The organism is Burkholderia sp. YIM B11467 (assembly GCF_052952715.1).
Genome location: NZ_JBQVSQ010000001.1, coordinates 673,711 through 695,835, shown reverse-complemented (window position 1 = coordinate 695,835; position 22,125 = coordinate 673,711). Strand labels below are relative to the sequence as shown.

23 protein-coding genes are annotated in these 22,125 nt (G+C 66.4%); 9 read left to right on the top strand and 14 right to left on the bottom strand.

Annotated features, from left to right (window positions below; genetic code table 11):
• Nucleotides 1–778 precede the first annotated feature (778 nt).
• Complete coding sequence (gene glmS, locus ACTRWB_RS03115) at nucleotides 779–2,608, bottom strand: glutamine--fructose-6-phosphate transaminase (isomerizing) (RefSeq protein WP_446900896.1); 1,830 nt, start codon at nucleotides 2,606–2,608, stop codon at nucleotides 779–781.
• A 156-nt stretch (nucleotides 2,609–2,764) separates the two neighbouring features.
• Between glmS and ACTRWB_RS03110 the strand changes: the two genes are divergently transcribed.
• On the top strand, nucleotides 2,765–3,256 hold the full coding sequence (locus tag ACTRWB_RS03110) for an Lrp/AsnC family transcriptional regulator (protein WP_446900895.1): 492 nt from the start codon (nucleotides 2,765–2,767) through the stop codon (nucleotides 3,254–3,256).
• 19 nt (nucleotides 3,257–3,275) lie between these two features.
• Here the strand turns inward: ACTRWB_RS03110 and panB are convergent, their stop codons facing one another.
• Nucleotides 3,276–4,127 carry a 3-methyl-2-oxobutanoate hydroxymethyltransferase gene (gene panB / locus ACTRWB_RS03105; protein WP_446900894.1) on the bottom strand — a complete coding sequence of 284 codons (852 nt, stop codon included), beginning with the start codon at nucleotides 4,125–4,127 and terminating at the stop codon, nucleotides 3,276–3,278.
• 77 nt (nucleotides 4,128–4,204) lie between these two features.
• On the opposite strand from panB, the gene ACTRWB_RS03100 reads away from it, so the two are divergent.
• A complete protein-coding gene (locus ACTRWB_RS03100) occupies nucleotides 4,205–5,023 on the top strand; it encodes an AraC family transcriptional regulator (RefSeq protein WP_446900893.1) in 819 nt (272 codons plus the stop codon).
• Between the two features lie 28 nt (nucleotides 5,024–5,051).
• Here the strand turns inward: ACTRWB_RS03100 and ACTRWB_RS03095 are convergent, their stop codons facing one another.
• The 3 genes from ACTRWB_RS03095 to ACTRWB_RS03085 are packed head-to-tail and all read right to left on the bottom strand — an operon-like array spanning nucleotide 5,052 to nucleotide 7,391.
• Entirely contained in the window at nucleotides 5,052–5,585 is a 534-nt protein-coding gene (locus ACTRWB_RS03095) for a methylated-DNA--[protein]-cysteine S-methyltransferase (RefSeq protein ID WP_446900892.1), read from the bottom strand.
• Nucleotides 5,582–7,051, bottom strand: coding sequence for an AlkA N-terminal domain-containing protein (locus ACTRWB_RS03090; RefSeq protein WP_446900891.1), 1,470 nt, complete (start codon nucleotides 7,049–7,051; stop codon nucleotides 5,582–5,584). The genes ACTRWB_RS03095 and ACTRWB_RS03090 overlap by 4 nt, the downstream gene beginning before the upstream one ends.
• Nucleotides 7,023–7,391: a hypothetical protein gene (locus ACTRWB_RS03085; RefSeq protein ID WP_446900890.1), complete on the bottom strand. Its 369-nt coding sequence runs from the start codon at nucleotides 7,389–7,391 to the stop codon at nucleotides 7,023–7,025. Before ACTRWB_RS03085 ends, ACTRWB_RS03090 begins: the two co-directional genes overlap by 29 nt.
• On the opposite strand from ACTRWB_RS03085, the gene ACTRWB_RS03080 reads away from it, so the two are divergent.
• Complete coding sequence (locus ACTRWB_RS03080) at nucleotides 7,390–8,682, top strand: MFS transporter (protein WP_446900889.1); 1,293 nt, start codon at nucleotides 7,390–7,392, stop codon at nucleotides 8,680–8,682. The two genes, ACTRWB_RS03085 and ACTRWB_RS03080, sit on opposite strands and share 2 nt — an antisense overlap.
• Before the next feature lie 84 nt (nucleotides 8,683–8,766).
• Here the strand turns inward: ACTRWB_RS03080 and ACTRWB_RS03075 are convergent, their stop codons facing one another.
• Entirely contained in the window at nucleotides 8,767–9,876 is a 1,110-nt protein-coding gene (locus ACTRWB_RS03075; RefSeq protein ID WP_193101367.1) for a LacI family DNA-binding transcriptional regulator, read from the bottom strand.
• Between the two features lie 71 nt (nucleotides 9,877–9,947).
• On the opposite strand from ACTRWB_RS03075, the gene ACTRWB_RS03070 reads away from it, so the two are divergent.
• Both ACTRWB_RS03070 and ACTRWB_RS03065 read left to right on the top strand, forming a co-directional pair.
• Complete coding sequence (locus ACTRWB_RS03070) at nucleotides 9,948–10,781, top strand: NAD-dependent epimerase/dehydratase family protein (RefSeq protein ID WP_048251719.1); 834 nt, start codon at nucleotides 9,948–9,950, stop codon at nucleotides 10,779–10,781.
• A gap of 203 nt (nucleotides 10,782–10,984) precedes the next feature.
• Nucleotides 10,985–11,710: a tetratricopeptide repeat protein gene (locus ACTRWB_RS03065; protein ID WP_446900888.1), complete on the top strand. Its 726-nt coding sequence runs from the start codon at nucleotides 10,985–10,987 to the stop codon at nucleotides 11,708–11,710.
• Between the two features lie 66 nt (nucleotides 11,711–11,776).
• Here ACTRWB_RS03065 and ACTRWB_RS03060 read toward each other — a convergent pair whose 3' ends face one another.
• The 3 genes from ACTRWB_RS03060 to ACTRWB_RS03050 all read right to left on the bottom strand — a co-directional run bounded on the left by ACTRWB_RS03060 (nucleotide 11,777) and on the right by ACTRWB_RS03050 (nucleotide 13,469).
• Complete coding sequence (locus ACTRWB_RS03060) at nucleotides 11,777–12,097, bottom strand: DUF1330 domain-containing protein (RefSeq protein ID WP_343490819.1); 321 nt, start codon at nucleotides 12,095–12,097, stop codon at nucleotides 11,777–11,779.
• A gap of 113 nt (nucleotides 12,098–12,210) precedes the next feature.
• On the bottom strand, nucleotides 12,211–12,906 hold the full coding sequence (locus tag ACTRWB_RS03055) for a hypothetical protein (RefSeq protein ID WP_446900887.1): 696 nt from the start codon (nucleotides 12,904–12,906) through the stop codon (nucleotides 12,211–12,213).
• 104 nt (nucleotides 12,907–13,010) lie between these two features.
• The gene (locus ACTRWB_RS03050; RefSeq protein WP_343490816.1) at nucleotides 13,011–13,469 is read right to left on the bottom strand and encodes a MerR family transcriptional regulator; all 459 of its coding nucleotides are present in this window, start codon (nucleotides 13,467–13,469) and stop codon (nucleotides 13,011–13,013) included.
• Between the two features lie 77 nt (nucleotides 13,470–13,546).
• On the opposite strand from ACTRWB_RS03050, the gene ACTRWB_RS03045 reads away from it, so the two are divergent.
• The 4 genes from ACTRWB_RS03045 (at nucleotide 13,547) to ACTRWB_RS03030 (ending at nucleotide 16,774) form a co-directional block, all read left to right on the top strand.
• Nucleotides 13,547–14,791, top strand: a complete 1,245-nt coding sequence (locus ACTRWB_RS03045) for an NADH:flavin oxidoreductase/NADH oxidase family protein (protein WP_446900886.1) — start codon at nucleotides 13,547–13,549, stop codon at nucleotides 14,789–14,791.
• A 193-nt stretch (nucleotides 14,792–14,984) separates the two neighbouring features.
• Entirely contained in the window at nucleotides 14,985–15,368 is a 384-nt protein-coding gene (locus ACTRWB_RS03040; RefSeq protein ID WP_446900885.1) for a DUF2946 domain-containing protein, read from the top strand.
• Nucleotides 15,369–15,474: 106 nt separating this feature from the next.
• The gene (locus tag ACTRWB_RS03035) at nucleotides 15,475–16,392 is read left to right on the top strand and encodes a hypothetical protein (RefSeq protein WP_446900884.1); all 918 of its coding nucleotides are present in this window, start codon (nucleotides 15,475–15,477) and stop codon (nucleotides 16,390–16,392) included.
• 16 nt (nucleotides 16,393–16,408) lie between these two features.
• Complete coding sequence (locus tag ACTRWB_RS03030; RefSeq protein ID WP_129516488.1) at nucleotides 16,409–16,774, top strand: copper resistance CopC family protein; 366 nt, start codon at nucleotides 16,409–16,411, stop codon at nucleotides 16,772–16,774.
• Between the two features lie 70 nt (nucleotides 16,775–16,844).
• Here the strand turns inward: ACTRWB_RS03030 and ACTRWB_RS03025 are convergent, their stop codons facing one another.
• The 5 genes from ACTRWB_RS03025 to ACTRWB_RS03005 form a co-directional block, all read right to left on the bottom strand.
• Nucleotides 16,845–18,962 carry a TonB-dependent receptor gene (locus ACTRWB_RS03025; protein WP_446900883.1) on the bottom strand — a complete coding sequence of 706 codons (2,118 nt, stop codon included), beginning with the start codon at nucleotides 18,960–18,962 and terminating at the stop codon, nucleotides 16,845–16,847.
• 38 nt (nucleotides 18,963–19,000) lie between these two features.
• Nucleotides 19,001–20,464, bottom strand: a complete 1,464-nt coding sequence (locus ACTRWB_RS03020; RefSeq protein WP_446900882.1) for a PepSY-associated TM helix domain-containing protein — start codon at nucleotides 20,462–20,464, stop codon at nucleotides 19,001–19,003.
• Between the two features lie 242 nt (nucleotides 20,465–20,706).
• Nucleotides 20,707–21,192, bottom strand: a complete 486-nt coding sequence (locus ACTRWB_RS03015) for a hypothetical protein (RefSeq protein WP_446901405.1) — start codon at nucleotides 21,190–21,192, stop codon at nucleotides 20,707–20,709.
• A gap of 88 nt (nucleotides 21,193–21,280) precedes the next feature.
• Entirely contained in the window at nucleotides 21,281–21,826 is a 546-nt protein-coding gene (locus ACTRWB_RS03010) for a hypothetical protein (protein ID WP_446900881.1), read from the bottom strand.
• A complete protein-coding gene (locus ACTRWB_RS03005; RefSeq protein WP_343490807.1) occupies nucleotides 21,823–22,056 on the bottom strand; it encodes a hypothetical protein in 234 nt (77 codons plus the stop codon). The genes ACTRWB_RS03010 and ACTRWB_RS03005 overlap by 4 nt, the downstream gene beginning before the upstream one ends.
• Nucleotides 22,057–22,125: the final 69 nt, after the last annotated feature.

The window sequence follows — 22,125 nt, the reverse complement described above, 5'->3', positions numbered from 1 at the left end:
TTTCGGGTCGTGGCCAAGCATTGCGGCGGTCATGATCGCGGCTGTATATCAAAGTAGCTGTAGCGAACGCTGACCACTACACCAGTCGGTTTGGAAGCGTTAATAACTCAACTGCAGGTAGGCGCACAGCCGAATGAAAGGGATGTTTTGCGGAATCTAATGAGCGACGCGAACTGCGCGTTAGGAATACGGTGTGGAGCAGCTGCCACGCTACTGCTACAACCATTGCAGCTTCGCGAACTCCTAAAAATTCAATGCTGGCTCGCGGCGGCTACCGTAGTTGATGCAAGTTCGGCACGCCAGGAGATATTCAATCTTCACGTCGCCAATCGCTTTGCACAACAGTGGACACTGATGTTGCAAAGTCCTTTTCTGCTGCCAACTCCAAGGACCACCGTACCCACAATCCAGGCTTCGGTCGCGACGCTTGCGAGCGGGCGCGGGACGCTCCATACCCTGCTGACAGGGGTATCACGTGCACAGGCACAACCTCTAGGCGAATTTTTGACCAATGTCCGATAGTGTGAGCGTCACTGTCGTTGTCGGTCTCGCATGACAAATCCTGCTGATGAAAGCGCCCCGAAAACTATCCGTCAAATTTTGAAGGGGGCGGCAGCCACAAATCTTATAAAAATTCTTGGTGGCCTGTAATAGCGTCCCGCGCATTGCGGGGCTGGCCGCTCCGGCAAAAAGTGCCCTCCCTTCGGGACGCTTCTATTTGGAGCCACGGGACGCTCTCATTTTTGGCGAACAAGACTCGCGCGGCGCGAGCGGTAGTTCACTCCACCGTCACCGACTTGGCCAAATTCCTGGGCTTATCAATATCCGTCCCCCTGGCCAACGCCGCGTGATACGCCAGCAACTGCATCGGCACCGTATGCAGAATCGGCGAAAGCGGCCCGTAGTACTCATTGAGCCGAATCACCTCGATCCCGTCACTCGGCACCAACCCACAGTCCACATCCGCGAACACAAAAAGCCTTCCATTCCGCGCACTGACCTCATGCATGTTCGACCGGAGCTTCTCGAGCAGCATGTCATTCGGCGCAACCGCAATCACCGGCATCTCGTTGCTGACCAACGCAAGCGGCCCATGCTTCAGCTCCCCTGCCGGATAAGCCTCCGCATGGATATAAGAAATCTCCTTCATCTTCAGCGCACCCTCTAGCGCGATCGGGTAATGCATCCCGCGCCCGAGAAACAGCATGTTGTCGCGCCTTGCGAGCAGTTCCGACCACGCCATGATCTGCGGTTCCAGCGCGAGCACCTTCGACATCGCATCGGGCAGATGCCGCAGCGCACGCAAATGTTCCTTCTCCTCGTCGTCACTCAAGCGCCCGCGCACCTGCGCAAGCGACAGCGTGAGCAGGAACAGCGCGACAAGTTGCGTCGTGAACGCCTTCGTCGAAGCCACCCCGATCTCGATCCCCGCACGCGTGACGAACTGCAGCGCACATTCACGCATCAACGCACTCGTCGCGACGTTGCAGATCGCGAGCGTATGCATCATCCCGCTCTGCTTCGCGACATGCACCGCGCCGAGCACATCGGCCGTCTCACCGCTTTGCGACACCGCGACGACGAGCGTGCGCGGATTCGGCACGCTGTCGCGACAACGAAACTCGCTGGCAATTTCAACGCTTGCCGGCAGCTTCGCGATGCTCTCGATCCAGTACTTCGCGGTCAGCGCCGCGTGATAGCTGCCGCCGCATGCGAGTAGCAACACCGAATCGACATCATTGAACACGCGCCACGCACCGTCGCCGAACAGCTCGGGCATGATCGACGCGACGTCGAGCAGCGTATCGGCCACCGCCTGCGGCTGCTCGAAGATCTCCTTCTGCATGTAGTAGCGGTACGACCCGAGATCGGCCGCGCCGCTATGCGCGGCGACCCGCTGCACCGCGCGCTCGACGCGCTGGCCGGCCGCATCGACGATCCAGTAGCGATGCAGCTGGATATCGGCGACGTCGCCGTTCTCCAGATACGCGATGCGATCCGTGATTCCCGACAGCGCAATCGCATCGGACGCGAGGAAATTCTCGCCTTCGCCGACACCGACCACGAGCGGCATCCCGTCACGCGCGCCGACGATCCGGTGCGGCTCGTCGCGGCACATCACCGCGATCGCGTAGCTGCCGCGCAATCGCGCGACCGCGCGGCGCACCGCGTCGAACAGGTCGCCGTCGTACAGATGGTCGATCAGGTGCGCGATCGCCTCGCTGTCGGTCTGGCTCGCGAACACGTAGCCGTGCGCTTGCAGTTCCGCGCGCAACGGGTCGCAGTTCTCGATGATCCCGTTATGCGACAGCGCGATGCGCGCGTTGGCGTCGCTCGGCGAGAAGTGCGGATGTGCGTTGAGCGTGACGGGCGCGCCATGCGTGGCCCAGCGCGTATGCGCGATGCCGGTGTAGCCCGACAGCGCGTGCTCGGCGATCTCGCGCTGCAGGTTCGCGACGCGGTCGACGCTGCGGGCCCGCGCCAGCGCCCGGTCGCGATAGACCACGACGCCGCACGAGTCGTAGCCGCGGTATTCGAGCCGCTTCAGGCCGTCGACAAGGTTCGGCAGGATGTCCCGCTGGGCGACCGCCCCGACAATTCCACACATATCGCGCTCCGTAAATGTCCTGTCTGGACCAGTGAGAGCGATGGTAGAGGCGGCAGAATGGAATTAAATTTCAAAATACAAGAAGAAATGAAACAAACGGCAGATCGTCTATCATATTGAAATTAAATTTCACTTCGTGACCGGAAGGAGCCGCCGATGGCCGGCATCACCCTCGACGATCTCGACCTGCGCATCCTCGCGATCCTGCAGGACGACGCATCGGTGTCGAACCTGCAACTGGCCGAGCGTGCGCTGTCGTCGCCGCCCACCTGCATGCGTCGCGTGCGCCGGCTGACGGAGGCCGGCGTGATCCGCCGGCAGGTCGCGGTGCTCGACCCGGTGGCGCTCGGCACGGCCGTCACGGCGCTGATCGAGATCAGCCTCGACCGGCAGACGGCCGAAGACTACGACGCATTCGAAGCATACGTATGCGCGGAGCCGGCCGTCACGCAGTGTTATCGCGTGTCGCCGGGGCCCGATTTCGTCGTGGTGGCTGATCTGGCCGACGTCGCCGAATACGACGAATTCGCGCGACGGCTGTTCACCGGCGCATCGAACGTTCGCAACGTGCGCACGTTCTTCTCGACGCATCGCGCGAAGTTCGAAGCGAACGCGCGGGTCGCGCATGCGATGCGCAAGCGCCCGTGATCGCTTCGTTCGCGCCGCATCACGCGGCGGACACGTCCACCAGTTGCAGCGGCTTGCCGTACCCGAAGCAGTGCGCCGGCTCCGGAAACACGCGTTGCCGAACGTCGTGCGCGTACTGGCGGATCGCGTCGCGCATCACCGCATTCGCATCGGCGTAGCGCTTCACGAAGCGCGGCGTGTACGCATCGAATGCACCGATCATGTCCTCGGTCACGAGCACTTGCCCGTCGCAGGCGGGCGATGCGCCGATACCGATCGTCGGGATCGTCAGCGTTTCGGTCAGGTGGCGTGCGAGCGCTTCGGCGGTGCCCTCGATGACGACGCTGAACGCGCCGGCCCGCTCGGCCGCGCATGCGGCATCGAACACCTGCGCGGCCGAACGCGGGTCCATTCCCTGCGCGCGGAAGCCGCCTGTTGCATTGGCCTGCTGCGGCATGAGGCCGACATGCGCCATCACCGGAATGCCGCGATCGGTCAGGAAGCGGATCGTGTCGGCCATCTCGCTGCCGCCTTCGAGCTTCACGGCTTGCGCGCCGGTTTCGGCGAGCAGGCGCGCGGCGGAGCGATAGGCCTGCGCGGGCGATTCCTGGTACGTCGAGAACGGCAGGTCGACGACGACACACGCTTGCGCCGCGCCGCGTACGACGGCCGCACCATGTGCAATCATCATGTCGAGCGTGACGCGCAGCGTATCGGGCATCCCGTACAGCACCATGCCGACGGAATCGCCGACGATGATCACGTCGGCCACGTCGTCGACCAGCTTCGCCATCGGCGCGGAATAGGCGGTCAGCGACACGAGGCTGCCGATGCCTTTGGTCGAGCGGATCGCGGTGACGGTCTTGCGGGTGGTGCGGGTGTGAGCGCTCATGAGCGGAAGCCGTGTGAAAGTAGAGCCGTCACGGTAGCATCGCGCTCGTTCGTGCAATGACCTTCGGAGGACGTCTTATGTTGCTGGCGGGACAATCGGTTGACCCTTACGCAGTGCCGCCGATGGCGCGCCTGCCGAGGCCGCTGTTCGTGCGTGCGTTCGAGATTCCCGGCAACGCGAGCGTCGACGCGCACAGTCATCCGTGGGCCCAGCTGATGTATGCGACGAGCGGCGTGCTCGAGGTGTCGACGCCGTCGGGCCGGCAGCTGCTGCCACCGCACTATGCGATGTGGATTCCGCCGCACGTGCCGCATGCGGTGTCGACGCGCGATTGCGTCGCGTTCCACAGCCTGTATCTTGACGAAGCGATCGCGCGCGACGACGCAAACGACGATTGCACAATCCTCTGCATGACGCCGCTGCTGCGCGAACTGGTGATCGCGACCGGCGAGTTGCCGGTGAACTACGACGAGACGGGGCCGGACGGCGCGCTGGTCTGCCTGATCGCCGACCGGATCGCGCGCATGCGCCCGGCACCGCTGACGGTGCCGCTGCCGCGCGATCCGCGCCTGCTGAAAATCGCACGCGCGTTGCATGCGTATCCGGGCGATACACGCAGCCTCGACGAATGGGGGCATCAGGTGGGCGCGACGCGGCGCACGTTGTCGCGGCTGTTTCGGCAGGACACGGGGCTGTCGTTCACCGAGTGGCGGCAGGCCGTGCGGCTGCTCGCGTCGCTGCCGCTGATCGATGCGGGCGAGCCGATCGGCGCGGTGGCCGCGCAACTGGGCTACGACTCGACGTCGTCGTTCATCGCGCTGTTCCAGGCGAAGTTCCGCATGACGCCCGGTGCGTATGCGAAGCGTGAAGCGCGCCGGCCTGTCTTGACTGCGTGACGCGGCGACGCGCGCCGCTCACGGTCGTTCAGAACGCGAGCGCCGTCTGCACCGGATGATGCGCGCCGCGCTGGAACCCGGCGCCTTCGAGCGACAGCAGCGCGCGCTTGCGGTCGATGCCGCCGGCATAACCGGTCAGGCTGCCCGACGCACCGACCACGCGATGGCACGGCACGATGATCGATACCGGATTCCGGCCAACGGCACCGCCCACCGCGCGTGCACCGCTCATCGGCAACCCGACGCGTTCGGTGATGTCCCCGTACGACACGAGTTCGCCGAACGGAATCGCGAGCAGTTCCTTCCACACGCGCCGCTGAAACGTCGTGCCGCGCAGGTGGATCGGCACCGAGAACGTTTCGCGCGTGCCGGTGAAGTATTCCGCGATTTCTTCCGCGACCTTGCGCGCGATCGGCGACGACGCGTGCGCGTCTGCTTTATCCGCGATCGCAAGCGACGGGAAGTATTTCTGGCCGAGGAAGAACAGGCCGGTCAGCGCATCGTCCTCGATGCGCACGGCGATGTCGCCCAGCGGGCTCGGAATCAGGTGAGCGGGAGTCATCGCGATATCTCTCCATGAAGGCGCCACACATGCAGTGCGGCATACGCGCGCCAGGGTGCCCAGCGCGCGGCATGCGGCGCAGATGATGGCACACGTGCGCGATCGGTGCGGGCGGGCAGCAACCCATCGTCGGCCGGGAACGCATTCGGCCAGGCCATCGCACGCATCGCGACGTACTGCACCGCGCGCTCGTCGAAGCCGGGCAGCGTACGCAGCGCGGCGAGCGTCGCGTCGAGCGGCGCCATCGGTTCGAGTGCGAGCGTGCCATCGGCGACCGCGCGTGCGAGCGACACGATCGCCTGCGCCACTTCGCGTGCGATGCCGAGTGCGTCGAGGGCGGCCGGCGGCAACGCGGCCAGCGTCGCCGCGGAAGGCAGCGCATGCGTCAGCCCCGGCGGCGCGCCGTCCACCGCAGTGCCGAAGCGTTCGGCGATGCGTGCCAGCACGGCACTCGCCTGCGCTGCCGCGAGCTGCTCGCCCGCGATCGCGCGGATCGCGATCTCGAGGCCGTCGAACGCGCCGGGCACACGCAGGCCGGGCGAGCCGCTCGCGAGTTCGCCGAGATGCGCGTCGATCACGTCGGGGCGGCTGTCGAGATCGAACAGCCGCCGCACGCGTGCGAGCACGGCCGGCACGACCGGCGTCAGCGCGGGCGACACGGTGACGGCCAGCGCGAACCGCTGCGGCACGTGCGCGACGGACAGCCAGCCCGTCACGCGGCCGGTGCCGCTGTCGCGGTTCGGATTCGGGTTCGGGTTCGGCAATTCGACGACGCGCGCATAACGCTGCGCGTCGATCCGCTCGACGCCGTCGATCTGCCGCTGCGCGAGGAAGCGCATCAGGTCGGCCCATGCGAACGGCGGCCGGTACGGCAGCGGGAACGTCATGTCGCCCTCGGCGGAGGGGCCGGCCCCTTTACGCAGCCGCAACGGATTGAGGCCGTAGCGCTGGCGGAACAGGTCGTTGAAGCGCCGCACGCTGCCGAACCCGGCCGTCGACGCGACGACGGCCACCGGCAGCGCGGTGTCGGTCAGCAGCCGCTTGGCCATCAGCAGCCGGTGCGTCTGCGCGAATTCGACCGGCGACACGCCGAACTGCGCGGCGAAGATTCGGCGCAGATGGCGTTCGGTCACGCCGACCCGCTGCGCGAGAGCATCGACGGAATGCAGGTTCAGGAAACCGTCCTCGATCAGCGTGGCGGCCGCGTCGGCGAGATTGCCGGACAGGTCGAGCAGCCCGTGGCCGGGCGCGAGTTCGGGGCGGCACCGCATGCACGGCCGGAAGCCCGCTTTCTCGGCGGCCGCGGCGGTCGGGTAATAGCGACAGTTCCGCGCTTTCGGCGGCTTGACCGGGCAGACGGGGCGGCAATACACGCCGGTCGTCGACACGCCGACGAAGAACCAGCCGTCGAAACGGCGGTTCCGCGAAAGCAGGGCGTCATAACAGGTGTCGGGATCGAGGCGCATGAAACGACTGTAAACCAATCGCGCCACCGATTCTGGCTGGAATCGGACATGTGTATCGGCCGCCGCGTGCGCCGTCCGCGCGTTGGAAAATCCGGGAAAAACGGTTAATGCCGGGCTGCGAAACAGTCGTCTCTTTTGCCGCGACGAATTTGAGATGACTCATCGAAATCCCCGACTGACAGGGCGCCGTAAGACGCTCTATCCTTTGAAAAACGTTTTCCAGATTGATTGGCGATCGGCCGTGCCGCGACAGCGTGCCCGCGGCCCGCCCCGGCGCCGGTCGCCGGTCAACGAACATCGTGCGGCGCGACGGGCGCGGCCGCGCATCGGAGACATTCATGCAATCTGCCGTCGTCGGCACGGTCCGCGCCGTCGCCAGCCGCTACCGCTGGACCGTCTGTGCGCTGCTGTTTTTCGCGACCGTCATCAACTACATGGATCGGCAGATTCTCGGCCTGCTCGCGCCGATGCTCCAGCACGACATCGGCTGGAGCCAGGTGCAGTACGGCCGCATCGTGATGGCGTTTTCCGCGTTCTACGCGCTCGGGCTGCTCGGCTTCGGGCGCATCGTCGACTGGCTCGGCACACGCATCTCGTACGCGCTGGCGATGCTGGTGTGGAGCATCGCCGCGATGCTGCACGCGGCGGTCGGGTCGGTGATGGGCTTTGCCTTCGTGCGCGCGCTGCTCGGGATCGGCGAGGGCGGCAACTTCCCGGCAGCGATCAAGACGACGGCCGAGTGGTTCCCGCGCCGCGAACGCGCGCTCGCCACCGGCATCTTCAACTCGGGCGCGAACATCGGCGCGGTGTTCGCGCCGGCGATCATCCCGGCGATCGCGGTGGCCTACGGCTGGCGCGCGGCGTTCGTGATCATCGGTGCGATCGGCCTCGTGTGGCTCGCGGTGTGGCTCGTGCTGTATCGCCAGGCCGACACGCGCGCGCTCGCCGCGGAATACGACGAACCGCGCGACGAGGCCGAAGTGCTCGACGCGGCGAACGCGAACGCCGGCGCGCCGCGCTGGGGCGAGCTGATCCGCAAGCGCGAGACGTGGGCGTTCCTGATCGGCAAGTTCCTGACCGATCCGGTGTGGTGGTTCTACCTGTTCTGGCTGCCGAAGTGGCTCAACGAGTCGCGCGGGATGGACATGCAGCACATCGGCCTGCCGCTCGTCTGCATCTATGCGCTGACGACGGTCGGCAGCATCGGCGGCGGCTGGCTGTCGTCGATGCTGCTGCGCGCGGGCTGGAGCGTGAACGGCGCGCGCAAGACGGCGATGCTGATCTGCGCGTGCTGCGTGCTGCCGATCGCGTTCGTGTCGCAGGTGCAGAGCCTGTGGATCGCGGTGCTGATCGTCGGCCTCGCCGCCGCCGCGCACCAGGGCTGGTCGGCGAACCTGTTCACGACGGCATCCGATTTGTTCCCGCGCCGCGCGGTCGCGTCGGTGGTCGGCATCGGCGGGATGGCCGGTTCGATCGGCGGCGTGCTGTTCTCGGAAGTGATCGGCCAGGTGTTGCAGCGCACGGGCCACTACTGGGTGCTGTTCGCGATCGGCGCGTCGGCCTACCTGATCGCGTTGGCCGTGATGCATGTGCTCACGCCGAAGATGAAGCCCGCGAAACTCGACGCTTGATGGTGCGTCGTTCAAGCGAACGCGCCGCCCCTGGGGCGGCGCGTTTTGTTTTGGCGTTCGGGGAAGCGGTGTGCCCCGCGCGCTTCAACCGGCGGCGGCCGCGGCCGTCGACGCACGCATGATCAGCCGCGGCTCGAACGTCGAATAACTCGCATCGGTGCGCCCGGCGAGCGCGTCGATCAGCTTCTGCATCGCGAGCTCGCCCATGTTCTCGCTCTGGATGTCGACGGTGGTCAGCGCGGGCGCCGCGTATTCGCCGTACGGCACGTTGTCGATGCCTGCGACGGATACGTCCTGCGGCAGTCGGAAGCCGAGCGACGCGGCTTCCTTCATGAAGCCGAGCGCGATCAGGTCGTTGTAGCAGATCACTGCCTGCGGGCGCTGCGGCCCGAGCATCACGCGCGAGCACGCGCGCTCGCCGGCCTCGGCGGTCGGCGCATGCGCGTCGTGCACGTCGAGCGTGAGCCCCGCTTCGGCGAGGCAGTCGCGCGCGCCCTGGATCCGCTCGTCGTTCACGCGTGCCGTGCCGAAACCGAGATACGCGATGCGCGTGTGCCCGAGATTGAGCAGGTGACGCGCGAGCATGTAGGTCGACAACCGGTTGTCGATGCCGACGCTCGGAATCGGCAGGCCGGGGCTGCGGCGCAGCAGCACGAGCGGCTTGTTGAGATCGAGCATCCAGCCGGCTTCGTCGTCGGGCATCCGCGTGCTGACGATCAGCCCGTCGACGCGCTGCGCGAGCGCCTCGATCAGCGAGCGTTCGCGCGCCTGGCTCTCTTCGGTATCGACGAGCAGCAGCGTGTAGTCATGCTGGAGCGCGATCCGGTTCGCGCCCTTGACCACGTTCGTGAAGTGCGGGTTGCTGATGTCGAGGATCACGAGGCCGATGGTGCGCGTGCGCCCGGTAATCATCGAACGCGCGAGCGGGTTCGAACGGTAGCCGAGCCGCTCGATCGCTTCCTTGAGCCGTGCCTCGACGGTCGGCGAGAAGCGCTGCGTGCCGTTCACGTACTTCGATACCGTCGCGACCGACACGCCGGCTTCCGCGGCCACGTCGCGGATCGTCGGGGAAACTTTTTTCATCCGAAGGGTAACGTTTTCGTTCATTAACGCCGGATTGTGGCAGAAAAAGCCGGTGCACGGCCACGGGGCGATATCGGGAAAGTGCGGATGGCTGCGAACGGGTTCGACCATTGACGTTCGGCCGCGGTCCCGCGTATAGTTGGAAAACGTTTTCCATTCTGGGTCAGATTCAAGGAGATTCGATGAACGCCTCATCCACCGGCGCGCGCAAACCGTTCGGGCGCCTGTTGCTGACGGGCGCGGCCGGCAACCTCGGCCGCCAGTTGCGCGGCGCGCTCGCCGACTGGGCCGACGTCGTGCGCGTCAGCGACATCGCGGTGCTGGACGACGCGGCCGCGCATGAAGAAACCCGCGTCGTGGATCTGGCCGACCGGCCGGCCGTGATGCAGCTCGTTGACGGCGTGGACGCGATCGTCCACCTCGGCGGCATTTCGGTCGATGCGCCGTTCGACGATCTCGTCGACGCGAACATCACCGGCACGTACAACCTGTACGAAGCCGCGCGCAAGCACGGCGTGAAGCGCGTCGTGTTCGCGAGCTCGAACCATGCGATCGGCTTCCACCCGGTCACGGAAGTGCTCGACGCCGATTCGCCGCTGCGCCCCGACAGCCTGTACGGCGTGACGAAGTGCTTCGGCGAATCGCTGTCGCGCTATTACTTCGACCGCTTCGGCATCGAGACCGTGTGCCTGCGGATCGGCTCGTCGTTCGAGGTGCCGAAGAACCCGCGCATGCTGGTGACGTTCCTCAGCTATCGCGACTTCATCGAACTCGTGCGCTGCTCGCTGCTGACGAACCGCGTCGGGCACGCGATCGTCTACGGCGCGTCGGACAACCCGGTGAAGTGGTGGGACAACACGAAGGCCGGCTTCCTCGGCTTCCGCCCGCGCGACAGCTCCGAGCAGTTCGCGGGGCTGTTCCCGGTCGCGGCGCCGACCGCCGACTACGACGATCCTGCGCAGCGGTTCCAGGGCGGTGGGTTCGTCGTTGGCGAGCCAATGGAGCGGAAGGCGTAGGCGGCACGGTCGGCCGAGGGGCCGCTTCATTGACGACGGATTTGCGGTTGCGGTAAAAGGAAAACCATCCGGTGCGACAGGTTCCGCCATGCGGGACTGCAAAACGACGAACACGCCGGAAGGCTGCATGCGTTGCGCGACGCTCGGGGGCACGACGTCGCGCTTCGCCGCAATCCGATCGAATAATCACAATATCGAGAGCAATGAAGAAAACCCTGTTGACGCTGAGCCTCGTGCTGGCCATGGCGCCGGCGTTTGCCGACCTGCAGGCCGGCCTTGACGCCTATGAGAAGAAGGACTACGAGACCGCCATCCCCGAACTGACGACCGCGGCGAACGCGGGTAACGCCGAAGCGGCTGCGCTGCTCGGCGAGTACTACCAATACGGGCACGGGGACAAGGAGGATGCGGTGAAGTGGAGCTTCATCGCCGCCCAGCACGGCGACGTGAAGATGCAGTACGACATGGGCATGCGGATCGACGATATCGCTTGGCAGCTGTTCCGGTACGAGGAGAATCCGGCCAAGCGCTATTTCCGCGTGGCCGCGGACTGCTTGCAGCTGGCGGCCGATCGTGGCTACGCGCCCGCGCAGAGTGCGCTCGGCATGATGTACGACCAGGGGATGAAGCTGCCCGAAGACCTCGGCAAAGGGATTGCACTGTATCGTGCGGCCGCGCGCCAGGGCGACCCGCTGGGGCTTGAAAGCATGGGGACGCTGTATCAGCAGGGGCGTGGCGTGAAGGAGAGTCTGCCGACCGCGTATACGTTCTACCTTGCCGCGGTGAAAGCGGGGAACGGCAGCCACATGGTCAGGTTCTCCGAGTCGATGGTCAGCCAACTCGATACCGTCTTGCCGGCGCGTGACCGCGCGCGGGCGAAGGCGACCATCGACGCGTGGCAACCGGGGCAGCCGCTCAAGGGAATGTAACGAGGTATCAGGTCGCGGCACAGGCCGATGGCGCGAACGTGTCGCAAGCAGCACCGGCGTCGCAGATCAGCGCAGGACGTCGGTCGCCTTGTGCCGTTCGTCGACGCCGTCGATCAGGATCAGCGGGCCGCTCGCGTGCCGTGCGCGCAGCGGCTGGATCTGCTGGTACGCATCCGATTCGTACCACGCGCGCGCCGTGTCGAGATCGGGAAACGCGATCGCGATCAGGTCGCCGCGCCACACGCCTTCGCGCACCTCCGGTCGTGCACCGTGAATGACGAACTGGCCGTCGAACGGCACGAGCGTGCCGTCGATGCGTTCGAGGTACTCGACGATGTCGTCGCACATGTCGACGTCGTGCAGGTGGGCGATGGCGTAGGCGGTCATGGCGGGGCTCCTTGTCGTGACGCGGTTCGTGCGTCGATGGAGCCATGATCGCGGCGCGCAACGCGCGCGTCGATTACCTGAGACGTAAGCGAATCGTGGCAACCGCACCACCCTCAATGCTTGCGGCACACCGGATCGCTTTCGCGCCGTTCGGCCGAATCGCACCAGTAACTCGGCCGCCATGCTTCGAACGCGACGGCCTTCGCCGCATCGGCGCGCGTGACGCGCACCGGGTCGGCCTTCAGCGCATCGCCATCCTGCTCATAGTTGAATCGCCAGTTGCGGAACACTTCGCGATGAAACACCCACGTGTGGTGCGCGACGTCATAGCGGAACGTCACGCGATCGCGCCAGTGGTTATGCCCCGCGAATACACCCTGTTCGACCGTGAACGTACGAGGCTCGACCGTGAGCGCGTTCTCCGCGACGCCATCGAGATACGGGTCGCCCATGCCGCCTTCGCCGGCTTTCATGATCACGGTGTCGTTGCGCGCGACCAGCCGGTAGCGCCCGTCCTTGCCCTGCAGGAAGACCAGCAGCGGACGCAGCGACGGCGTGCGCATCGAATCGCCGGGTTGATGCGCGACGACGACATAGCCGGGGCGGGTGCTGTCGGTCAGGCGTCCGGATGCGGCATCCAGTGCTTCGTAACCGGCGGGAAGCTGCGCGACGATGTCGTCAGGAAGGTCGGAGGTGTCGGGGCAGCGGATCGACGAAGACGTGTCGCCGCACTGCGTGGCGTATGCATTGCCGATGCCGAATGTCAGCAGCGCAGCGATGAGGAGTCCTTTGAAGCGGGGGATCGTCATGCGGTTCGAATCATGAGGTCGCGGTGCGGAAGCCGACGCGCGCGCGTCGTCTCGTGTCGCCGCAACGCGGAGGGATTGATCGGTAGGTGACGCAGCGTCACCGGTCATGCGCGCTTGCGCGTCGGCCGTGCGACGGGGGCCGGCGCCAGCGGTTCGTTGGCCTGCTCGCACAGCCGGTCGAGCATGCGTTGCGCGGCGCCCGCGCAATCCTCGCCGGCCGGCTTGTTCTCGATCTCGTCGATCAGTGTCTCCAGATGGCGCCGGTTCTGCGCGAGACGCTGTTCGAGCAGCGCGATTTCGTCGACCTTGTGCCGCAGCGCGACCAGCAGTTCGTCGCGCGGCCACGCGCCGAGATCGGGCGGCAGCACCGCACGGATTTCGTCGAGTGCGAAGCCCGCACGCTGCGCGCGGTCGATGATCGCGAGCCGCGTCAACGCTTCCGACCCGTATTCCCGATAGCCATTCGCCTGACGACGGGCAGGTTCGAGCAATCCGCTCGCTTCGTAGAAACGGATGCGCGACGCCGCGATGCCGCTGGCGCGCGCCAGTTCGCCGATTTTCATGCAGTGCTCCAAAGGGGCTTGACCTTAAAGTTGACTTTAAAGTTATCGTTGGGCATCGTCAATCGAGGATGCCCTCCATGAACCTGTTTACGCCCCTGACACTGCCCAACGGGGCGGTGATCCCGAACCGGCTGGCCAAGGCCGCGATGGAAGAGAACATGGCCGATGCGGATCACGCGCCGTCCGACGCGTTGCTGCGCCTGTACCAGGCGTGGGCCGACGGACAGGTCGGCCTGATGCTGACCGGCAACGTGATGGTGGACGGTCGCGCGATGACGGGGCCGAACGGTGTCGTGCTCGAGAGCGATGCGCATCTCGACCGCTTCCGCCGCTGGGCGCAGATCGCGCGATCGGGCGGCGGGCACGTGTGGATGCAGATCAACCACCCGGGGCGTCAGATGCAGGCGGCGCTCGGCCAGACGACACTCGCGCCGTCGGCCGTGCCGCTCGCGCTCGGTGCGCTGTCGAAGCAGTTCCCGGTGCCGAAGGAGATGACGGAAGCCGATATCGCCGAGGTGCGGCAGCGCTTCGTGCGTGCCGCGCAGCTCGCGGAGCAAAGCGGCTTTAGCGGCGTGCAGATTCACGCGGCGCACGGTTATCTGCTGAGCCAGTTTCTGTCGCCGCTGACCAACCGCCGGCAGGACCAATGGGGCGGCAGTATCGAAAATCGCGCGCGCCTGCTGCTCGATATCGTGCAAGAGGTGCGCGCGACGGTGTCGCCGGCATTCGTCGTCGCGGTGAAGCTGAACTCGGCCGATTTCCAGCGCGGCGGCTTCAGCGCGGAAGACGCGAAGCGCGTGGTCGAACTGCTGAATCCGCTCGGCGTCGATCTGGTCGAACTGTCGGGCGGCAGCTATGAAGTGCCGGCGATGCAGGGCGAAGCGCGCGACGGGCGCACGCTCGCCCGCGAAGCGTATTTCCTCGAATTCGCGCGCGACATCACGGCCGTCGCGCGGATGCCGCTGATGGTCACCGGCGGCATCCGGCGCCGCGCGGTCGCCGAGCAGGTGGTCGACAGCGGCGTGGCGATGGTCGGCATCGCGACCGCGCTGTCGATCGAGCCGAACCTGCCGCGCGACTGGCGGGCCGGCAAGGACAGCGCGCCGGTGTTGCAGCCGATCCGGTGGAAGAACAAGGCGCTGGGTGCGCTGGCCAACATGGCTGTCGTCAAGTTCCAGCTCACGCGGCTCAGCGAAGGGCGTCGCACGCACCCGCAGGTGTCGCCGCTGCGTGCGCTGGTCAGGCAGCAACTGGCCGCGCAGTGCCAGACGCGGCGCTACCGAAAGTGGATGGCGGGGCGCGCGGCGGCGCCACGCGCGTGATGCGCATGGGCACATCTGAAGCACCTGTTCCGGACTGAATGACCCGCCGCCCGGCGGGTCATTTTCCGGGCCGATACTTTCGGATTGCTTGCTGAAATATCGGGTTCGTTTACTGCATTATTCAGGCGCGTGAATGCAATTTCAGCGTGGCATAATTTGCCACCTTCATTGCATTCCACCTTCTTCGCGCGTCATGCACGTCGCTCGTTTCCGCAAACCCGGCAGCCTGATCGGATTGATCGCAATCCTGATGATGGCGCTCGCCCCCGCGGTTTCGCAGATGATGGCGTCGCGTCACCGGCTCGTCGATGTGCTGGCCGTCTATTGCTCGGCCAGCATCGACGAGGCGCCGGTCGCGCACGACGACGGCAAGCCCGCGCATCACACCAACGCGCACTGGCAAGCGTGTCCTTATTGCAGCTTCGTTGCGCATGCGACCGTGCTGCCGGGCCATCCGGTTGCTTTCGCCGTGCCGCTTGCCGACTCGCAGATGCCGGTTGTGTCGGCATCGGTTCCGGCTCGCATTCGTGTCGTCCACACCATCGCGCAATCGCGCGCGCCTCCCGCGTTCTCCTGAGTTCGTCTGAGCTTTCCATCTGATTAGCCGCCGCTTCGCGACCGAAGCGCGCGGCCGTTCGTCGCGCATGCGCGACGGCATCGAACGATAACTGGAGAACACATCCATGCCCCGCTTTACCGAACGGCACACGCCTCGCGCATGCGCCGCGCTGCTGGCCGCCATCGCCGGCCTGTCCCATGCGTCATTCGCGAACGCACACGCCGTGGTCGGCGATCGCGTTTTTCCCGCCACGATGACCGTGGACGATCCCGGTGTCGGCGACGAATTCGACACGCAGTTCGGCCACATCAAGTCGCCCGACGGCAACGGCGACAACATGAACGTCAATACCGTGTCGTACGAGTGGGACAAGCTGATCACGAAGAACCTCGCATTCAGCGTCGCGAGCCAGTACGTGTCGCAGAACGCCCCGGACGGCGGCTCCGCGAAGGGCTGGGACAACGTGACGCTCGGCGTGAAGTACCTCGCCTATACGAATCCGGCGCACGAGTTCATGGCATCGGTCGGCCTCAAGACCCAGATCGGCGGCACCGGCGCGAAATCGATCGCGAGCCCGTATTCCACGTTCACGCCGGCCGTCTATGTCGGCAAGGGCTTCGGCGATCTGCCCGCGTCGCTCGGCTACCTGCGCCCGTTCGCGATCACGGCCGAGCTCGGGCCGAACCTGACCACGGCGTCGTCCGACCAGGGCCCGAATTCGCTCGGCTGGGGCATGACGCTGCAATACAGCATCCCGTACCTGCAGCAGCAGGTGAAGAACCTCGGCCTGCCGCAGCCGCTCAGCAACATGATCTTCGTCGTCGAGGCGCCGATGAGCACCTGCACGGCGGGCGCGTGTTCGGGCCAGACAACCGGCACGATCAACCCGGGCGTACTGTGGCTCAATCGTTATGGGCAGTTCGGCGTCGAGGCGCAGATTCCGGTCAATCGCGCGAGCGGCAACCATATCGGTGTGCTGTTCGACGCGCACCTGTATTTCGACGACCTGTTCCCCGGCTCGCTCGGCAAGCCGCTCTTCTGATCGAGGGAGAAACCGCATGAACGTCCTGACCACGATGCGCACGGCCGCCGCCGCGCTGCTCCTCGCTGGCGCGCAACTCGCGCATGCGCATGCCTATCCGACGCATCAGGCGCCGTCCGCGGGCGAGACCGTGACCGCGTCACCGAAGCGCGTCGCGATCGATTTCGACGACGGGCTCGAACCCGCGTTCAGCTCGATCGCCGTCACCGATGCGCAGGGCCACGCCGTCACGAACGGCAAGGCCGAAGTCGACGCGTCGAACCGGAAGCACATGTCCGTGGCGCTGAACCCGCTGACGCCCGGCGTTTATACGGTCGCGTGGGTGGCCGTCGCGCTCGACGGCCACCGCACGCAGGGTCACTACGCGTTCACGGTGAAGTGATTGACGTGACGATGGCCGCGCCCGCCGCCGCGCATGTGCCGGCGGGCACGTCATGCCGCATCGCGTGGCGTCAGAACCGGTAGTTCGCCAGCACTTCGAGCCGCCGGTCGTTGCCGAGCAGATACTGCGTTTCGTTGTAGTACGCGGACTGCACGAAGCGGCGGTTGAACACGTTGTATGCGCGTGCCGTGATCGTCGTGTCCTTGCGCGGCTTCCACGCGAGGCCGAGGTCGACGGTCGTGTACGACGGCATCACGAGCTGGTTCGCCGTGTCGGCAAACCGCTTGCCGACGTATTTCACGCCGGCGATGCCCGTCCAGTCCGGCGCGAAACGCCAGCTTACCCACAGGTTCGCAAGACGCTGCGGCACCGACACCGGCACGTTGCCCGCACGCGAGATCATCGTGCCGCCTGACACCTGCTGAAAGTCGTCGTATTTCGCGCGCAGGATCGACACGTTCGCGTCGACGCGCCAGTCCTTCGCAATTTCCGCGCCGACCGTCGCTTCCAGCCCGCGCGACGACTGCTGGCCGACCTGGATCGACTGGTTCGGGTTCAGCGGATCGGCCGTCAGCAGGTTGCTCTTCACGATCCGGTACGCGGCCAGCGTCCATTCCGCCTTGCCATCCAGGAACGACTGCTTCACGCCGATCTCGATCTGCTTGCCGGTCGCGAGCGTGAAGTTCGCCTTCGACGCATTCAGCGACAGCAGCGAACTGACCGGATCGGCCGAGACCGAGTACTGGCCGTACACGGCGAGACCGGGCCGCACGTCGTACACGGTGCCGATGCGCCAGCCCGTGTTCGCGAACACCTTCGTGAACGCGCCGCCTTTTACGAGATCGTCGCGGTTCACGCTCGCGTGGTCGTAGCGCAGCCCGCCGATCACCGACCAGCGCGATGTGATTTCGAGTCGGTTCTCGGCGAACAGCGCGTACTGGTTCGCCTGGCTGCGGTACTTCGGATACGTACCCGCGGCGTTGATGAAACTGCCCGGATCGAAGTTGAACGGATCGACCGTCGACGTGCCGGAATACGGCGAGTTGTTGTCGTGCTGGAAGGTCGTGTGGTTGAACTCGAAACCCGCCGAGAACGTGTTGCGCATCCCGAGCAGCGCGCTGCTCACGGTGGCCGTCGTCACGTTGCCGTATTGCGCCTGGTCGTGGAAGATCTCCGTGTAGCTGCTGCGCCGGACCTGCGCGGTCGACGGCAGATACGTGTAGTACTCGGCGTCCTTCCAGTGACGGTTGCTCTTCATCCGGTACAGCGTGCTCGTCACGTTCAGGCTGTCGCTCGGCTGCCAGTTCGCCGACACCGTCGCCCAGCTGTCGCGGAACGCGATGTCGCTGTCGCCGACGTTGTAGTTCTTCTTGTCGAGCGCCGGATCGCGTACGCCGTTCACGAGCGGCACACCGAAATACTGCATCGGATGCTGGAAGCCCTGCGCGTACGAGGCCGTCACGTACAGGTCGGGCGTCACGTCGTAGCGCAGTGCACCCGAGATCGACAGGTTGCGCGAATCGCCGCGACCGACCCAGTTCGACGAGCGATTGCCGCTGATGTCGAAGCGGTACGACAGCTTGTCGTTGATCGCGCCGCCGCTGCCGAACGCGGCCCGTGCCGTGCCTTCGGTGCCGCCGCCGATCTGCAGTTCGTTCCGGATCGGTGTACGCGTGGGCTTCTTCGGCACGATGTTGACGACGCCGCCGATCGCGCCTTCGCCGTAGATCACCGACGCCGGGCCGCGCAGCACGTCGATATGGTCGACCGACCACGTATCGAACGGAAACGTGACGCCGATCGCGCCGTACGGGCGCACGCCGTCGTAGAGCTGCGTCACTGACGCCGCGCCGACGAAGCCGCGTGCGCCGAGCTCCGATCCGCCGTTGCCGGGATGCGGCGACTCGCTGATGCCGGCGGCGCGGCTTACTGCGTCGACAATCGAACTGTCGCCGCGCGTGTCGAGCGTCGCGCGGTCGATCTGCTCGACGCTCGCGGGCGTTTCGAGCGACGACAGCCCGAGATGGCTGCCCGTGTCGAGCGGCTGCGTCAACGGGGCCGCCTTCTGTGCGTCGACGCGAATCGGTGCGAGCGTCGTGCCGGTGCCCTTGATGTCGCTTTCCTGTGCCTGCCCGGCGGGTGCAAAAGTCGCGAGAACGGCGGCGGGCAGTATCAATCTGAACTTCATGCTTCGGAATCCTTTGAATCTATCTAATCGTTTTTCGATCACGCAGCCGTGCGCGCCGCACGGCCGAACAGCAGACGATCGATCAACCAGACCGCGACGATCGTGATCCCCATCAGCGGGAATACGATGCCGAGCAGCACGAGCCCCGCGATCCAGCCGCGCATCGGCGGCGTGCCGCGTTCGCGCGACGGCGCGCCGAGCTTGCCGGCCGGGCGGCGCTTCCACCACATCACCGTGCCGGTGACGGCCATCGCGGCCAGCCCGAGCGACAGCACCGCGCAGATGATCTGGTTCGCGAGCCCGAAATAACGACCCATGTGCAGCGACGTGCCGTACGACACGGCCTGCGACACCGCGCCGTAGTCGTCATAGCGGATGTCCTTCAACACCGCGCCGCTGTACTGGTCGATGTAGATCGTCCGCTCGGCTTTCGGGTCGGCCGGGAAGTACGACGCGGTGAACACGCCGTCCGGGCCCGACGGCAACGCAAGCGTGTAGCCGCTCGTCACGCCGAGCCCCGCAACGATCTCGATCGCGCGCGCCAGCGGCAGCGGTGCCGGCGTCGGTGCCGACGGCGAATGCGGCACGGGCACGTTGCCGACCGCCCACGGCGTTTGCGGCAACGGCAGGTCGTCCATCACCATCCCCGGCATCGACTCGCCCGATTCGTGATGATGGCCGGCCGGTGCGGCGGCCTGCGCGTGCATAGACTCTGCGGGTGCGCCCGGGCGTGTCGAGCGCAACGACGCGCCGCCCCATACGCCGTCCGGCGCGCCGAGGTTCACGGTCGCGGCCAGCGCCTTGAAGTTCTTGCCCCACGAGCCCGACCACGGCAGCCCCGTCAGGATGAACGCCACCGTGCCGGCCGCGAGCCAGATGCCCGCCGTCGCGTGGACGCTCTTCCACAGTGGCCGGCCGCGCAGCGACAGGTCGGGTCGCAGCGCACGTCCGACGCGCGCTGCGCCACGCGGCCACCACAGGGCGATGCCGGTCCCGATCATCACGAACGTCCAGCACGCGGCGAGCTCCATCAGCAACTCGCCCGTCTTGCCGAGCAGCAGCTTGCGATGCAGCATCCGGTCGACCTGCATGAAGCGGCGCTCGACGCTCAGCGTGCCGAGCACGCTGCCGTCGTACGGGTTCACGTACACGCTCTCGCGGCTGCCGTCGCGCAGCCGGAAGACATATTCGGCGCTGCGGTCCGGCGCGGTGGATACCTGGACCGAAACCGGCGTTGCACCGGCGGGCATCGCGGTACGCGCGTTCGCGAGCAGCGTGTCGGGGGCGAGCCGCGGCGTGGCGCGCGGCTCGACGACCAGCCGGTGCGGATACAGCAGCGGCTCGATCTGCGGCTGGAAGCAATAGAGCGTGCCCGTGATCGCGAGGATCACCAGGAACGGCATCACGAACAGGCCGGCATAGAAGTGCCAGCGCCAGAGCGTCCGGTAACCGGCGCTTGCGGAACGGGCAGGCGAGATCGCCTGCTCGACGGTGGTCGACATGGTGTCAGCTCCTCGTGGTCGTCGATCGGTCAGGCCGGCGTAAGCCGGCTGTCGTCAACGTGCGGCACACCCGCATGCACGCGCCGACGGAACGGGCAACGCGACGTCATGCGCACGCGGTGCGCAGGGCGGCGTCGCCCGCGCGGCGCGGGCATTCGGGTGAACGCTTGAATCGGGTGATGTGAAACGAACGACGTGAAGGCTCATGCACATCGACGTGCACGAGCCGCTAGGCGGAACGTTCAGCAGAACAGCGGAGGAGCGCGGGAAGGCGGGCGATCGTCGAATATCGATCGCGCGAAAGGAAGAGAGTCGAAGTGAATCCGGACACGCCGCGGCGCGGCGGCGGGGAACAGCAGCACCAGCAGCGCGAAGGACGCCAGCGCCGTGAACAGCGCCGCACTGAATGCGCAGAGGCTGTCGCCGTTCCCGGAGGACGCCGTCTTGCCGGCGTGCGCGTCATGCTTGAGCGCATCGACGAGCGCCAGCGCATCGTTGGCCGGTGTGATCGGCGCGCCCGCATCGAAACGGGCGTTCAGCGCGGCCACGTCGACGATCAGCGGGCCGCGGCCCGAACACAGCACCACCGAGCCCGCATCCGGACCGTCCGGATCGAGCATCACGGCACCCGACATCAGCGCGCGGGACAACAGCGTCACGAGGAGGAACCCCCACAGCAGCTGTCGCGCGACGCCTTGCCGGAGCAGGAAGCGGCGAAGTGCATTCATGGCGCGCGATTGTACATCCGTTTGCGGGGCCGGGCCGGCGGCAGCGCTGATGGGCGGCATAAGCCGTGGACAAGCGGAAACGGAGCTGCTAGGCCTGACCGAACGGTCCGTCGTCCGGCGGCGCGTTCGCGGGGCCGTACGACCAGGTGCCGTCCGCGCGCGCGGTCAGCACGTTGCCCGAGCGCCGGTCGTACAGATGCCACTGTTCGTCGGCCGGGTCGTCGCCGTAGGGCCAGGTCGTCAGTTTGCCGCCGAGGTCGAAGTCGAATGCCCACGAACCCGGTTGGTCACGCGGCGCGACCGATTGCAGGATCTGACCGTCGAGACGTTGCGCGGCGGCCGCGATGTCGCCGGACCGCGATTCGCTGTGTGCAAGCTCGCGACCGTCGAGCGCGATCGACCAGTGGCAGTAGCAGATCCACAGATGCCCGTTGCCGGCGACGGTCACGTGCCGCGACGCCAGCCGGTCGCGTGCCGCCGCGGACAGGTCGGGCGAACCGACGAGCGGCTCCCTGACATGCAGCGCTGGTTCCCCGAATTCGAACGTGAGAAAGCTGCCCTGGCCTTTCGTCACGGACCACGCGGGCGTATCGCAGATGGCCGGCCAGATCCGGTCGAAGTCGGCGGCGTTCACGGGATGCGTCTCGTATCGGCGGAACCGGTCGCGTCGTCGTCTTCGCTGAAATGATCGCCGGCGAGCAGATCGGAGAGCGCGGCCGGCGACAGCCGCGCGATCGTGCGCTCGACGTCGTGATCGTAGCGGCGATCGTTCGGATCGACATGCTTCTGCGCGCGGCGTCCGTCGCGCTGCACGAAGACGCCGAGTTCGCCGGCCAACCGGGATTGTCGGTTCCTGATGCTCATGCGGCGATGTCGTCGGGCATTCGCGCGAAGCGGGAAGGGCCGCCCGTGCCGTGATTGCCGGCCGCGGCG

Coding starts and splice junctions, on each gene's coding strand:
- ACTRWB_RS03070 (WP_048251719.1), top strand. CDS start 9,948: ATGAACGCCTCATCCACCGGCGCGCGCAAACCGTTCGGGCGCCTGTTG.
- ACTRWB_RS03030 (WP_129516488.1), top strand. CDS start 16,409: ATGAACGTCCTGACCACGATGCGCACGGCCGCCGCCGCGCTGCTCCTC.
- ACTRWB_RS03025 (WP_446900883.1), bottom strand. CDS start 18,962: ATGAAGTTCAGATTGATACTGCCCGCCGCCGTTCTCGCGACTTTTGCA.
- ACTRWB_RS03045 (WP_446900886.1), top strand. CDS start 13,547: ATGAACCTGTTTACGCCCCTGACACTGCCCAACGGGGCGGTGATCCCG.
- glmS (WP_446900896.1), bottom strand. CDS start 2,608: ATGTGTGGAATTGTCGGGGCGGTCGCCCAGCGGGACATCCTGCCGAAC.
- ACTRWB_RS03005 (WP_343490807.1), bottom strand. CDS start 22,056: ATGAGCATCAGGAACCGACAATCCCGGTTGGCCGGCGAACTCGGCGTC.
- ACTRWB_RS03095 (WP_446900892.1), bottom strand. CDS start 5,585: ATGACTCCCGCTCACCTGATTCCGAGCCCGCTGGGCGACATCGCCGTG.
- panB (WP_446900894.1), bottom strand. CDS start 4,127: ATGAGCGCTCACACCCGCACCACCCGCAAGACCGTCACCGCGATCCGC.
- ACTRWB_RS03060 (WP_343490819.1), bottom strand. CDS start 12,097: ATGACCGCCTACGCCATCGCCCACCTGCACGACGTCGACATGTGCGAC.
- ACTRWB_RS03090 (WP_446900891.1), bottom strand. CDS start 7,051: ATGCGCCTCGATCCCGACACCTGTTATGACGCCCTGCTTTCGCGGAAC.
- ACTRWB_RS03015 (WP_446901405.1), bottom strand. CDS start 21,192: ATGAATGCACTTCGCCGCTTCCTGCTCCGGCAAGGCGTCGCGCGACAG.
- ACTRWB_RS03080 (WP_446900889.1), top strand. CDS start 7,390: ATGCAATCTGCCGTCGTCGGCACGGTCCGCGCCGTCGCCAGCCGCTAC.
- ACTRWB_RS03075 (WP_193101367.1), bottom strand. CDS start 9,876: ATGGTCGAACCCGTTCGCAGCCATCCGCACTTTCCCGATATCGCCCCG.
- ACTRWB_RS03110 (WP_446900895.1), top strand. CDS start 2,765: ATGGCCGGCATCACCCTCGACGATCTCGACCTGCGCATCCTCGCGATC.
- ACTRWB_RS03050 (WP_343490816.1), bottom strand. CDS start 13,469: ATGAAAATCGGCGAACTGGCGCGCGCCAGCGGCATCGCGGCGTCGCGC.
- ACTRWB_RS03035 (WP_446900884.1), top strand. CDS start 15,475: ATGCCCCGCTTTACCGAACGGCACACGCCTCGCGCATGCGCCGCGCTG.
- ACTRWB_RS03055 (WP_446900887.1), bottom strand. CDS start 12,906: ATGACGATCCCCCGCTTCAAAGGACTCCTCATCGCTGCGCTGCTGACA.
- ACTRWB_RS03065 (WP_446900888.1), top strand. CDS start 10,985: ATGAAGAAAACCCTGTTGACGCTGAGCCTCGTGCTGGCCATGGCGCCG.
- ACTRWB_RS03020 (WP_446900882.1), bottom strand. CDS start 20,464: ATGTCGACCACCGTCGAGCAGGCGATCTCGCCTGCCCGTTCCGCAAGC.
- ACTRWB_RS03040 (WP_446900885.1), top strand. CDS start 14,985: ATGCACGTCGCTCGTTTCCGCAAACCCGGCAGCCTGATCGGATTGATC.
- ACTRWB_RS03085 (WP_446900890.1), bottom strand. CDS start 7,391: ATGAATGTCTCCGATGCGCGGCCGCGCCCGTCGCGCCGCACGATGTTC.
- ACTRWB_RS03100 (WP_446900893.1), top strand. CDS start 4,205: ATGTTGCTGGCGGGACAATCGGTTGACCCTTACGCAGTGCCGCCGATG.